This window comes from Fuscovulum blasticum DSM 2131 (genome assembly GCF_003034965.1).
Lineage (GTDB): Bacteria > Pseudomonadota > Alphaproteobacteria > Rhodobacterales > Rhodobacteraceae > Pseudogemmobacter > Pseudogemmobacter blasticus.
On sequence record NZ_PZKE01000008.1, the window covers coordinates 76,216 to 87,644 of the forward strand.

Sequence of the window (11,429 nt, forward strand, 5' to 3'; positions counted from 1 at the left end):
ATGCGATACATCTCGACCCGTGGGCAGGCACCTGCCTTGGGCTTCGGCGAAGCGATGATGACGGGGCTTGCGCGGGACGGCGGTCTGTACCTGCCCGAAACCGTGCCGCAACTGACGGCGGATCAGATCGCCGCTCTGGCCGGGCTGCGCTATGAGGAAATCGCCTTCCGCGTGATGCGCCCGTTTCTGGGCGGCTTCTTCGGAGATGACGAATTCAGGGGCCTGATCGCGGCTGCCTACAAGGGGTTCCACCACGCTGCGCGGGCGCCCATGGTGCAGCTTGGCGAAAACCATTTCCTGCTGGAACTGTTCCACGGCCCGACCCTGGCGTTCAAGGATTTCGCCATGCAGCTCATCGGGCAGATGATGCAGGCGGCGCTGGCGCGCACGGGCGAGCGGATCACCATCGTCGGCGCCACCAGCGGCGATACCGGATCGGCCGCGATCGAGGCGTTCCGTGGCCTGAAGAACGTGGATGTGTTCATCCTCTTCCCGCATGGCCGCGTCAGCGACGTGCAGCGCCGCCAGATGACCACCCCGTCGGAACAGAACGTCCATGCGCTGGCCATCGAAGGCGATTTCGACGATGCGCAAGCCCGGCTGAAGGACATGTTCAACGACTTCGCCTTCCGCGACCGGGTGCGTCTGGCGGGGGTGAACAGCATCAACTGGGCGCGCGTTCTGGCGCAGGTGGTCTATTACTTCTCCTCGGCCACGGCGCTGGGGGCCCCGCACCGCAAGGTCAGCTTCACCGTGCCCACCGGCAATTTCGGTGACATCTTCGCCGGCCATATCGCGAAACAGATGGGCCTGCCCATCGACCGGCTGGTGATCGCCACCAACCAGAATGACATCCTGCACCGCGCCCTGACGACCGGCGACTACCGCACCGATGGCGTCCGCCCCTCGATCAGCCCCTCGATGGACATCCAGGTGTCGTCCAACTTCGAACGCGCGCTGTTCCTGGCGCTGGGGGGCGACGGCGCGGCGGTGACCCGGCTGATGGACGGGCTGAAACAGTCGGGCGGCTTCACCATTCCCGCGCCCGCACTTGCGGCGCTGCAATCGGTCTTTGCCTCGGGGCGCTGTTCGGAAGACGAAACCCGCGCCACCATCGCGGCCACGCTGGCCGCTACAGGCGAACTTCTCTGCCCACATTCCGCCGTGGGCGTGAAGGTGGCGCAGGAACACCTCGGCGCCAGCCCGATGATCACGCTGGCCACCGCGCACCCGGCCAAGTTCCCCGATGCCGTGCAGGCCGCCACCGGCCTGCGCCCCGGCCTGCCGCCGCATATGGCCAACCTGTTCGACCGGCCCGAACGGCAGACCGTCGTGCCGAATGACCTGACCGCGCTTGAAACCCTGATCCTTGAAAGGGCCGGGCTGTGACCGTCCAGTTGCACACGCTTTCCAACGGGCTTCGCATCGTCACCGAGGACATGCCGCGCCTCAAGTCGGCCTCCATCGGCCTTTGGGTCGGGGCAGGGGGGCGCCATGAAGGCCCCGGCGAAAACGGCATCGCGCATTTTCTGGAACACATGGCGTTCAAGGGCACCGAGCGGCGCAGCGCGCTGCAGATCGCCGAAGAGATCGAGGATGTGGGCGGCTACATCAACGCCTATACCTCGCGCGAGATGACCGCCTATTACGCGCGCTGCCTCTCGGCCGATGTGGCCCGCGCGCTGGACGTGATCAGCGACATCGTGCTGAACCCGCTGTTCAACCCCGCCGACATCGAGACCGAGCGCCATGTGATCCTGCAGGAAATCGGTCAGGCCGCCGATACGCCCGATGACATCATCTTCGACTGGCTGCACGAAACCAGCTATCCCGGCCAGACCTTCGGCCGCACCATCCTTGGCCCGGAAGACCGGGTCTCCGCCTTTCAGGCCACCGATTTCCGCAGCTTCGTCGGCCGCCACTACGGCCCCGACCGGATGATCCTGTCGGCGGCGGGCGGCATCGACCATGCCGCCATCGTGGCCCAGGCCGAGGCGATCTTCGGCCATCTCAGGCCGGTGGGCCGCAGCGCGGTGGACGGGGCCCGCTTCCACAGCGGCGAACGGCGCGAGATCAAGGATCTGGAACAGGCCCATTTCGCCCTGAACCTGGAAGCCCCGGGCTATCGCGATCCGCTGGTCTATACCGCGCAGGTCTGGTCCATGGCGATGGGTGGCGGCATGTCCAGCCGGCTATTCCAGAAGATCCGCGAAGAAAAGGGCCTGTGCTACACGATCTATGCCCAAAGCGCGGCCTATGACGACACCGGCCATGTCACCATCTATGCCGGCACCAGCGGCGACGAGATCGGCGATCTGGCCGACCTGACCGTCGCCGAACTGAAACGCGCCGCCGATGACATGACCGAGGCCGAGGTGAACCGCGCCAAGGCGCAGATCCGTGCGGGGATGCTGATGGGGCTGGAAAGCCCGTCCAGCCGCGCCGAACGCAACGCGCGCCTCCTGTCGATCTGGGGCCGCGTCCCCGATCTTGACGAAGCCGTGGCCCGCATCGACGCGGTCAGCCTGCCCGGCGTGCGCGACTGGGGCACCCAGGTGCTGCGCGCCGGGGCCGCGCTGGCGGTCTATGGCCCCGTCGATCAGGCCCCCGGCGTTGATGCCATCAAGGAGGCGCTGTCGGCGTGATGCTGGGCCTTCGGCGGCGGGTCAGGATCGAGACCGAGCGCATGACGCTCCGCCTGCCCACACATGCCGACTGGCCCGGCTGGAGCGGGCTGCGCGACGCCAGCGCCGCCTTCCTGATGCCGTGGGAGCCGGTCTGGAGCCCCGACCACCTGTCGCGCCGCTCCTTCACCAACCGGGTCTATTGGGCGCAGCGGGCCGAAACCCAGGGTACGGCCCTGCCGCTGATGCTGATCCGGCGCGACGATCAGGCGCTTCTTGGCGCCATCACGCTGGACAACATCCGCCGCGGCCCGGCCCAGGCGGGCACGCTGGGCTACTGGATCGGCCAGCCCTACGCCCGCCACGGCTACATGCGCGAGGCGATCCTGGCCGTCGTCCACCACGCCTTCACCCGGCTGGACCTCAGCCGGATCGAGGCCGCCTGCCTGCCGGAAAACGCCGCCTCGCGCGGGGTGCTGGAAAAGACCGGCTTCAAGTATGAGGGCGTGGCGCAAAGCTATCTTCAGATCGCCGGACGCTGGCGCAACCATGTGCTTTACGCCTGCCTGCGCGCCGACCGTCGCGGCCGCACCGACGTAGGCCCGGCCTGAAACGGCCAAGATCGCGCAGGCGTGATGGCGATCCTGCGAAAGGCAGGGCATCCTCTTCGGGTTGAACCGGAGGCCGCCATGATCCGCCCGCTTCTGCCGTTTTTCCTGTTCCTGGCCGCCCCGGTCTGGGCGCAGGACCGTCTGCCCTCGCATTGCATCGCGCTGGCGCAAGGCGCGGAAACCGTGCAGCACGCCGATTTCGCCCCTGTCGAACGCGATCACGTCCTGATCCGCTATCTGGACCACGCCAGTTTCCTGATCCTGGCCGAGGATGGCACCGCCGCCGTGACCGATTACACCGGCTATATCGGCACCATCGACGCCGTGCCCGATGTGGTGACGATGAACAACGCCCATTCCACCCATTGGACCGCCAGCCCCGACCCGCGCATCCCGCATGTGCTGCGCGGCTGGCCGGACGCCGGCCGCCCGGCCGACCACCGGCTGGATCTGGGCGCAATGCTGGTGCGCAACGTCACCACCGATACCCGTGGTCCCTTTGGCGAAGGCGCCCGCGCCGACGGCAACTCGATCTTCGTGTTCGAAGCGGCGGGGCTTTGCATCGGCCACCTTGGCCACCTGCACCAGATCCCGTCCGAAGAGCAATATGCCAGCCTTGGCCGGATGGACATCGTGATGGTGCCGGTTGACGGCGGCTATACCCTGCGGCTTGAGGATATGGTTTCCGTCACCCGCGGGCTCAAGGCGCGGGTGGTGATCCCGATGCACTGGTTTTCCGGCGCCTCTCTGACCGAATTCCTGCGCGCGATGGAGGGCGATTTCGATGTGGTCGACACTGGCCTCAGCGAAATGACCTTCGCCCGCGCCGACCTGCCGGCGCGGCCCGCCGTGCTGGTCCTCACCCCGCGCTGGCTGGACTGAGCGGCCCGCAGGCGCTAGCACCGGGGGGCAAAGAGGTGATCCGATGCTGAACCCCTGCGATGCGGCCTTTATCGCCGATCTGGCCGCGCGCCTGCCCGAAGGCACGCTGCGCCCGCCCGAACCGCGCGATCTGACCGAACCGCGCGGCCGCTGGCCGGGGCGCGCGGGCGTGGTGGCCCGGCCGGCCGGCACCGATCAGGTGGCGCAGATCGTCCGCGCCTGCGCGGCGGCGCGGGTGGGCATCGTGCCGCGCGGCGGCGGCACCGGGCTGGTCGGCGGTCAGGTCATGCCCGAAGGCCCCCTGCCGCTGGTGCTGTCGCTGGACCGGATGACCGGCCTGCGCGGCCTCTGGCCCGAAGAAAACGTGATCGCGGTCGAGGCCGGCCTGACCCTGGCCGCCGTGCAGCAGGCCGCCGCCGATGCCGGGCGGCTGTTCCCGCTGTCGCTGGCCAGCGAAGGCACCGCCACCATCGGCGGCAATCTGGCCACCAACGCCGGCGGCACCGCCGTGCTGCGCTATGGCACCACGCGCGACCTGTGCCTTGGGGTCGAGGCGGTTCTGGCCGACGGCTCGGTCGTCCACGGCCTGAAACGGCTGCGCAAGGACAACACCGGCTATGACCTGCGCCACCTGCTGATCGGGTCCGAAGGCAGCCTCGGCATCCTCACCGCCGCCACGCTTCGGCTGTTCCCGCAGCCCGCCGCCACGGTGGTGGCGCTGCTGGCGGTGCCGTCGCCCGCCGTGGCGCAACGCCTGCTGGCGCTGTGCGAGGCGCGCCTGTCAGGCCTTGTCACCGCCTTTGAACTGATCGCCAGGACCGGGTTCGATTTCCTGGCCGAAACCGGCTCGGGCCTGCGCGCGCCCTTCGATCCCGCGCCCGACTGGTGCGTCCTGCTGGAACTGGGCCTGCCCGCAGCGCTGGACCCCCAGGTCAGCATGGCCGCGCTTTATGACGAGGCCAGCGAAACAGGGCTGGTGCTGGATGGCGTCATCGCCACCTCGCAGGCGCAGGCCGCCGCCCTCTGGGCGCTGCGCGAGGCGATCCCCGAAGCGAACCGCCGCATCGGTTCGATCTCGTCGCATGACATCTCGTTGCCCCTGGGCGCCATCCCCGGCTTCCTGGCCGAGGCGGGCGCCAGGATCGCCGCCCTCGGGCCGCTGCGCCTCAACTGCTTTGGTCATCTGGGCGACGGCAACCTGCATTACAACGTGTTCCCCGCCAAGGGCCGCCGCCGCGAAGACGATGAGGCCCTTGCCGGCCCGGTCAAGCGTCTGGTGCATGATCTGGTGCAGGCGGCGGGCGGCAGCATTTCGGCCGAACACGGCATCGGCCGCTTCAAGGCCGCCGATCTGGAACGCTACGCCGACCCGGCGCGTCTGGCCGCGATGCGCGCGCTGAAGGCGGCGCTTGATCCGGCCGGAATCCTGAACCCCGGCGCCGTGCTGCGCGGCTGACCGTCCAACGGGCCTCCGGCGGGGGTATTTGGACCAAGAGGAAGGCCCTGCCGCTTCATCTCGGCCCAAATACCCCGGGGATGCGGGGGCTGGCCCCCGCCCTTGCGCGGTCAGCCTGCGATCAAAGCCCCTCGAAGGCGCACAGCGCATGGACATCCATGCCCATCGCCTCAAGTTTCCTGCGGCCGCCCAGATCGGGCAGGTCCACCACGAAGGCGCAGCCAATGACCTGGGCGCCCAGCCGTTCGATCAGCTTGATCCCGGCCTCGGCGGTGCCGCCGGTGGCCAGCAGGTCATCGACCAGCAGCACCTTTTCGCCCGGCTGCATGGCATCGTCATGCACCTCGACCACCGCCTCGCCGTATTCCAGCGTATAGGCCTGCGAAATCGTCTGCCCCGGCAGCTTGCCCTTCTTGCGCACCGGCACAAAGCCGGTGGACAACTGATGCGCCACCGCGCCACCCAGGATGAAGCCGCGCGCTTCCAGCCCCACCACCTTGTCGATCCGCATCCCGGCATAGGGGGCCAGCAACTGGTCCACGCACATGCGGAACCCGCGCGGATCGGCGAACAGCGTGGTCACGTCGCGGAACAGGATCCCCTCATGCGGGAAGTCCACGATGGTGCGGATATAGTCCTTGACGGTCTTGGTCGAATTCATGGGGGCTTTCCGGGGATTACAGGACGCGGCCGGCGACGGCATCCAGCCGGGCCAGCAGTTCGGGGTCGCGCTTGTCGGGCGCGGTCATCAGGGCATGGGTCAGGGCGCGGTCGCAGCCATGCGGGCAGTCGGCCCGGTCGCGGCCCAGCAGGCCGGGCAGGCGGGCCACGGTGGCGCGGGCCAGCGCGGCATTGGCCGTCAGCGTGGCGATCACCGCCGCCACATCCACCGCATCATGGTCGGGGTGCCAGCAGTCATAATCGGTCACCATGGCGATCGAGGCATAGCACAGCTCGGCCTCACGCGCGAGCTTGGCCTCGGGCATCCCGGTCATGCCGATCACATCGGCGCCCCATTGCCGGTAAAGCCGGCTTTCGGCCAGGGTCGAAAACTGCGGCCCCTCCATCGCCAGATAGGTTGCGCCTTCATGCACCCGCGCCCCCGCCGCGCGGGCCGCTTCGGCGGCGGCCTTGCCCAGACGCGGGCAGGTCGGATGGGCAAAGCCGACATGGGCCACGCAGCCGGTGCCGAAAAAACTTTTCTCGCGGGCGAAGGTGCGGTCGATGAACTGGTCCACCAGCACGAAATCGCCCGGCGCGAAATCCTCGCGCAGCGATCCCACCGCCGAGACGGCGACCACATCGGTGCAGCCCAGCCGTTTCAGCGCGTCGATATTGGCGCGATAGGGCACCGTGGTCGGGCTGTGCACATGGCCCCGGCCATGGCGCGGCAGGAAGGCCATCGGAACGCCGTCCAGCCGGCCGATCAGCACCTCGTCCGAAGGCTTGCCCCAGGGCGTTTTCACCCGGGTCCAGCTTGCGCCCTCAAGCCCCTCGATCTGATAGACCCCGCTGCCGCCGATGATGCCGATCATGGTCTGCATGGGGGACTCCTCTCGTTTGCGGGCCGGGCGCGAGGATAGTCTGCCCGCCCGCGCCGCGAAAGGGGGCTGTCCCGTGGTGGGACATCTTGTCCTGCAAGCAAAATCAACGGCTTGCGTGATCCGGTTGCCACTATCTGCCGGCCGGGGCTTTCGTCAGCCGCTCGGCCTTCTTGCGCACCAGCACCGACCGTAGGTCGTGCATGGCCAGAAGCAGCGTCTCGGTCACCTCGTCAAGCTGCTCGGGCGTAGCCTTCGACTGTGCCCATTGCGCCGCCTCGTTCAGCCGGTCGCCGGTGCGCAGCACGTCATCGACCTCGCGCGCCTCGATAAGGATGCGCCGCTTTCCCAGCCAGTCCTGAATGGCGCGGATGTCGGTGCCGTTCAGCTTCGTCTCGCCATGCGGCTTGACGTTACCGTTCCTGACATTGACCATCGCGATCTCGATCAGTTCGATCCGTCGCTGTCGGTTCTCGGTATCAACCTTGTAGACGGCGGCTCCATTGTCACGCAGGCGAAAGTAGTAGTCCGGCAGATCGTCCGCCATTCAGGCCCTCACACTAGCGAGGCGCAGAACCGCTGGATGCGGGTGCAAGCCTCGCGCAGAACGTCATCTGACGTAGCGTAGCTTACCCGGAAGTTGGGCGAAAGGCCGAAGGCTGCGCCAAAAACGACCGCCACCCCGGTCTCCTCCAGCAGCGCCGTGGCGAACACCTCGTCATTGGTGATGACGGTTCCGCCGGGCGTGGCCTTGCCGATGCAGCCGGCAATATCGGGATAGACATAGAAGGCGCCTTCGGGTTTCGGGCAGGTGATCCCCGGCGCCTCGTTCAGCATCGACACCACCAGATCGCGCCGCGCCTGGAAGGCCGCGCGCCATCCGGCCAGGAATTCCTGCGGTCCGGTCAGCGCCTCAAGCGCGGCCCACTGGCTGATCGAACTTGGGTTCGAGGTCGATTGCGACTGGATCGTTCCCATCGCCTTGATCAGCGCCACCGGACCGGCGGCATAGCCGATGCGCCAGCCGGTCATGGCATAGGCCTTGCTGACGCCGTTGCAGGTCAGCGTGCGGTCGTAAAGGCCCGGTTCGATTTCCGCCGGGGTGCAGAAGCGGAAGTCGTCGAAGACAAGGTGTTCATACATGTCATCCGACATCACCCAGACCTGCGGGTGACGCATCAGCACATCGGTCAGCCCCTTCAGCTCGGCCCGGGTATAGCCGGCGCCGGTCGGGTTCGACGGGCTGTTGAAGATGAACCATTTGGTGCGCGGCGTGATCGCCGCCTCAAGCTGTTCGGGCGTGATCTTGAAGCCGTTTTCCAGCAGCCCCACCACCGGCACCGGCGTGCCGCCCGCCAGATGCACCATATCGGGATAAGACACCCAATAGGGCGCGGGGATGATCACCTCGTCGCCCGGATTGCAGGTGGCCATCAGCGCATTGTAGAGGATCTGCTTGCCGCCTGTTCCGACGCTGACCTGCGCCGGCGTATAGGTCAGCCCGTTCTCGCGCAGGAACTTGGAACAGATCGCCGCCTTCAGTTCCGGGATGCCGTCCACCGCCGTATAGCGGGTCTTGCCCGCGTCGATCGCGCGCTTGGCCGCATCGCGGATATGTTCGGGGGTATCGAAATCCGGCTCGCCCGCGCCAAGGCCGATGACATCACGCCCCTCGGCCTTGAGCTGCTGCGCCTTGGTGGTGACGGCAATCGTGGGCGAGGGTTTCACGCGCGCCAGCGTGTCGGACAGGAAGGGCATCGGCGTCTCCTTGCGGGGCGGATTTGCGATTTCCGGGCGCAGGTCTTAGGGTGCACCCCCACCCGACACAAGCGTTATCATAAGAAGGAGAGGCGAGATGGCGGAAAGCAGCACCGAAACACCCGTCGAAGAAACCTGGTATGCCCCCGATGTGGCCACCTTCGGCGACCGGCTGGCCGGCGCGCGCGAAGCGGCCGGGCTGACCCAGGAAGACCTGGCCCAGCGGCTGGGCGTGCGTCTGACCACCTTGCAGGCCTGGGAAGAAGACCTGGCCGAACCGCGCGGCAACCGTTTGCAGATGCTGGCCGGGATGCTGAATGTCTCGCTGACCTGGCTGATCACCGCCGAGGGGCCGGGTCTGGCCGCCCCCGACGCCGCGCCGGCGCCGCTATCGCCCGCGGCCGAACAGACGCTGGCCGAACTGCGCAAGCTGCGCGCCCGCGCCAGCGGACTGGCCGAGGATCTGGGCCGGGTGGAACAACGGATGCGCAGCCTTCTGCGCGAGGTGGCATGATGGTCGCGGAAACCGCAGAAGCTCGGCTGAAACGCATGGTGATGCGCAGTTGGCGGCGCGGCACCAAAGAGATGGATCTGGTCCTTGGCCCCTATGCCGAGGCCCATCTTGCCGCGATGCCGCCCGAGGAACTGGACCTTTATGACCGGCTCTTGCAGGAAAATGATCAGGATCTGATGGCCTGGATCATGGGCACCGACCTGCCCCCGGCCTGGATCGCGCCGCTGCTGGACCGGGTCACCGATTTCGCCCGCAACCGGCTGGCCGGCCCGGCCTGACCCAAGGGCCAGGCCGCCCCGCGCGCGCCGGATCGGGACAAAATCGGTTCGAGTTTACCGAATGTTTGCGCTTTCTGCCGATTCTCTCCCTGATCAGACACAGGGCGGGGCCGGGAATGTCGCTTCATGAACCTCTTCTCGACGGTGCGCAGCGGGCGTTCCTGTCCTGCTATCTGGACAATCTGGCGCTGGTGGAACGCCTGCACCGGCTGCTTCTTGACGTGATCAAGGACGAATTCGAACGGCTGCGGATTCTGGAAATCAACTCGGTGCAGGCGCTCTTGCTGTTCAACATCGGCGAGAATGAGGTGACCGCGGGCGAATTGAAAAGCCGCGGTTACTATCAGGGCTCGAACGTCAGCTACAATCTGAAGAAGCTGGTCGAACTGGGCTACATGCACCACCAGCGGTCCGAGGTGGACCGCCGCTCGGTCCGGGTCCGGCTGACGGAAAAGGGCCGCCGGGTGCGCGGCATGGTGGCAGACCTGTTTGAACGCCACGCCGAAGGCATCGAAAAGCGCGGGCTGGTCGATGCCAGCGGCATGGATGAAATCAACCGCTCGCTGCGCCGGATGGAACGGTTCTGGACCGAACAGATCCGCTACATCTACTGACCGGCCCCGCCTTCGCGCCTGCCGTCAGTTGCTCTTGCGGGCCGGGCGGAAGGGCAGGGGGGCGACGGGGATTCCGTCCTCGATCAGCCGCTTGGCCTCTTCGGGCTTCGCCTCGCCATAGATCGCGCGTTCGGGCGATGCGCCTTCGTGAATGGCGCGGGCCTCGGTCGCGAAGTTCATGCCGACATATTCCGAATTTTCCTCGACCTGCCGGCGCAAGGCCGCCAGCGCCGCCTCCAGCTCGGATTGCGGGGTGCCCAGCTTGGGCCGCGCCTCTGCCGCCGCCGCCGCTTCGGCCTTGCGCGCGGGCGTCACCGCCGGGGCCATGATCGCCTTTTCCACCCGCGTCTCGCCGCAGATCGGGCAAGACACCTGTCCGGCCCCGGACAGCGTGTCATAGGCGGCGGCCGAGGCGAACCAGCTTTCAAAACCGTGGCCGGCCCCGCAGGTCAGCGCATAGCGGATCATCGCAACATCCCGTGGCGGTCGCGCCCCATGCGCGACCTGTCGAACCTATGCCTTCGGTGGCGGGATTCAATCCCCCGCCGGGGCGTTCGCCGCCGCTTCCGTGGTCGCCTCGGCAAAGGCCAGGATCAGCGCCCGCAGGTCCGGCTCGCTCACCTTGCGGGCGGCCTTTTCCGGGGCAAACCACTTGCGGCGGCGCTGGGCGCGTTCGGGATAGCGCCGTTGCAGCCGTTCCACCCGCAGCGGAAACACCTCCACCGCGCAGGGCACATCCTCGGCATCGGGACGGGTCTTCAGATAGGTATAGACGCCCAGGCTTTCCGACTGGACCTTGCCTTCCACCCCGGCCTCTTCCCAGGCTTCCCGCGCCGCCGCCGCCGCAGGCGCGCGGCCCTCCATCGGCCAGCCCTTGGGAATGATCCAGCGCCCGGTGTCGCGGCTGGTCACCAGCAGCACCCGCGCCTTGCCACCCCGCAGCCGCCAGCACAGCGCGGCATATTGCGGTGCAAGCACGGGGTTGGCCTCTTCGGCGCGCAGGGTCTGCACTTCACTCATCACGATGCCCGGGTTTCTTTGCCCCGCGCGGCCGCGGGGATGATTGCCTGTATCCCTGAATGTGACATGCTCCCCCCCGTGGCACAAGTCCGCCGCCCCGACCGGGGAAGATTTCGCCCCGAAGGTTGACG

The 11,429-nt window shown here is 67.5% G+C and carries 14 protein-coding genes; 8 read left to right on the top strand and 6 right to left on the bottom strand.

Going from position 1 to position 11,429, the window contains the following annotated elements; genetic code table 11:
• From thrC to C5F44_RS09930, 5 genes are all read left to right on the top strand, one after another.
• Positions 1-1,389 (top strand): threonine synthase, encoded by a 1,389-nt coding sequence (thrC, locus tag C5F44_RS09910; protein ID WP_107673375.1) that lies wholly within the window; start codon positions 1-3, stop codon positions 1,387-1,389.
• On the top strand, positions 1,386-2,645 hold the full coding sequence (locus C5F44_RS09915) for a M16 family metallopeptidase (RefSeq protein ID WP_107673376.1): 1,260 nt from the start codon (positions 1,386-1,388) through the stop codon (positions 2,643-2,645). Before thrC ends, C5F44_RS09915 begins: the two co-directional genes overlap by 4 nt.
• The gene (locus C5F44_RS09920) at positions 2,645-3,235 is read left to right on the top strand and encodes a GNAT family N-acetyltransferase (protein WP_107673377.1); all 591 of its coding nucleotides are present in this window, start codon (positions 2,645-2,647) and stop codon (positions 3,233-3,235) included. The genes C5F44_RS09915 and C5F44_RS09920 overlap by 1 nt, the downstream gene beginning before the upstream one ends.
• Positions 3,236-3,313: 78 nt before the next feature.
• Entirely contained in the window at positions 3,314-4,117 is an 804-nt protein-coding gene (locus tag C5F44_RS09925) for an MBL fold metallo-hydrolase (protein ID WP_107673469.1), read from the top strand.
• A gap of 43 nt (positions 4,118-4,160) precedes the next feature.
• Positions 4,161-5,573: an FAD-binding oxidoreductase gene (locus tag C5F44_RS09930; RefSeq protein WP_107673378.1), complete on the top strand. Its 1,413-nt coding sequence runs from the start codon at positions 4,161-4,163 to the stop codon at positions 5,571-5,573.
• Between the two features lie 121 nt (positions 5,574-5,694).
• On the opposite strand, the gene C5F44_RS09935 is transcribed toward C5F44_RS09930, so the two are convergent.
• From C5F44_RS09935 to C5F44_RS09950, 4 genes are all read right to left on the bottom strand, one after another.
• Positions 5,695-6,234 (bottom strand): adenine phosphoribosyltransferase, encoded by a 540-nt coding sequence (locus C5F44_RS09935; RefSeq protein ID WP_107673379.1) that lies wholly within the window; start codon positions 6,232-6,234, stop codon positions 5,695-5,697.
• Positions 6,235-6,250: 16 nt separating this feature from the next.
• The gene (locus tag C5F44_RS09940; RefSeq protein ID WP_107673380.1) at positions 6,251-7,117 is read right to left on the bottom strand and encodes an S-methyl-5'-thioadenosine phosphorylase; all 867 of its coding nucleotides are present in this window, start codon (positions 7,115-7,117) and stop codon (positions 6,251-6,253) included.
• 130 nt (positions 7,118-7,247) lie between these two features.
• Entirely contained in the window at positions 7,248-7,661 is a 414-nt protein-coding gene (locus C5F44_RS09945; RefSeq protein WP_107673381.1) for a hypothetical protein, read from the bottom strand.
• A gap of 8 nt (positions 7,662-7,669) precedes the next feature.
• Positions 7,670-8,872 carry a pyridoxal phosphate-dependent aminotransferase gene (locus C5F44_RS09950; protein ID WP_107673382.1) on the bottom strand — a complete coding sequence of 401 codons (1,203 nt, stop codon included), beginning with the start codon at positions 8,870-8,872 and terminating at the stop codon, positions 7,670-7,672.
• Positions 8,873-8,969: 97 nt separating this feature from the next.
• Here C5F44_RS09950 and C5F44_RS09955 point away from each other — a divergent pair, with 97 nt between their 5' ends.
• The 3 genes from C5F44_RS09955 (at position 8,970) to C5F44_RS09965 (ending at position 10,278) form a co-directional block, all read left to right on the top strand.
• Positions 8,970-9,386, top strand: coding sequence for a helix-turn-helix domain-containing protein (locus C5F44_RS09955; RefSeq protein ID WP_107673383.1), 417 nt, complete (start codon positions 8,970-8,972; stop codon positions 9,384-9,386).
• Positions 9,386-9,664 carry an FAD assembly factor SdhE gene (locus C5F44_RS09960; protein WP_107673470.1) on the top strand — a complete coding sequence of 93 codons (279 nt, stop codon included), beginning with the start codon at positions 9,386-9,388 and terminating at the stop codon, positions 9,662-9,664. The genes C5F44_RS09955 and C5F44_RS09960 overlap by 1 nt, the downstream gene beginning before the upstream one ends.
• A 116-nt stretch (positions 9,665-9,780) precedes the next feature.
• Positions 9,781-10,278 carry a MarR family winged helix-turn-helix transcriptional regulator gene (locus tag C5F44_RS09965; RefSeq protein WP_107673384.1) on the top strand — a complete coding sequence of 166 codons (498 nt, stop codon included), beginning with the start codon at positions 9,781-9,783 and terminating at the stop codon, positions 10,276-10,278.
• 24 nt (positions 10,279-10,302) lie between these two features.
• Here the strand turns inward: C5F44_RS09965 and C5F44_RS09970 are convergent, their stop codons facing one another.
• A complete protein-coding gene (locus tag C5F44_RS09970) occupies positions 10,303-10,746 on the bottom strand; it encodes a DUF1178 family protein (protein ID WP_107673385.1) in 444 nt (147 codons plus the stop codon).
• 66 nt (positions 10,747-10,812) lie between these two features.
• Positions 10,813-11,298 (bottom strand): NUDIX hydrolase, encoded by a 486-nt coding sequence (locus C5F44_RS09975; protein WP_107673386.1) that lies wholly within the window; start codon positions 11,296-11,298, stop codon positions 10,813-10,815.
• Positions 11,299-11,429: the final 131 nt, after the last annotated feature.

Coding starts and splice junctions, on each gene's coding strand:
- C5F44_RS09920 (WP_107673377.1), top strand. CDS start 2,645: ATGCTGGGCCTTCGGCGGCGGGTCAGGATCGAGACCGAGCGCATGACG.
- C5F44_RS09945 (WP_107673381.1), bottom strand. CDS start 7,661: ATGGCGGACGATCTGCCGGACTACTACTTTCGCCTGCGTGACAATGGA.
- C5F44_RS09930 (WP_107673378.1), top strand. CDS start 4,161: ATGCTGAACCCCTGCGATGCGGCCTTTATCGCCGATCTGGCCGCGCGC.
- C5F44_RS09935 (WP_107673379.1), bottom strand. CDS start 6,234: ATGAATTCGACCAAGACCGTCAAGGACTATATCCGCACCATCGTGGAC.
- C5F44_RS09975 (WP_107673386.1), bottom strand. CDS start 11,298: ATGAGTGAAGTGCAGACCCTGCGCGCCGAAGAGGCCAACCCCGTGCTT.
- C5F44_RS09950 (WP_107673382.1), bottom strand. CDS start 8,872: ATGCCCTTCCTGTCCGACACGCTGGCGCGCGTGAAACCCTCGCCCACG.
- thrC (WP_107673375.1), top strand. CDS start 1: ATGCGATACATCTCGACCCGTGGGCAGGCACCTGCCTTGGGCTTCGGC.
- C5F44_RS09925 (WP_107673469.1), top strand. CDS start 3,314: ATGATCCGCCCGCTTCTGCCGTTTTTCCTGTTCCTGGCCGCCCCGGTC.
- C5F44_RS09940 (WP_107673380.1), bottom strand. CDS start 7,117: ATGCAGACCATGATCGGCATCATCGGCGGCAGCGGGGTCTATCAGATC.
- C5F44_RS09965 (WP_107673384.1), top strand. CDS start 9,781: ATGTCGCTTCATGAACCTCTTCTCGACGGTGCGCAGCGGGCGTTCCTG.
- C5F44_RS09955 (WP_107673383.1), top strand. CDS start 8,970: ATGGCGGAAAGCAGCACCGAAACACCCGTCGAAGAAACCTGGTATGCC.
- C5F44_RS09970 (WP_107673385.1), bottom strand. CDS start 10,746: ATGATCCGCTATGCGCTGACCTGCGGGGCCGGCCACGGTTTTGAAAGC.
- C5F44_RS09960 (WP_107673470.1), top strand. CDS start 9,386: ATGGTCGCGGAAACCGCAGAAGCTCGGCTGAAACGCATGGTGATGCGC.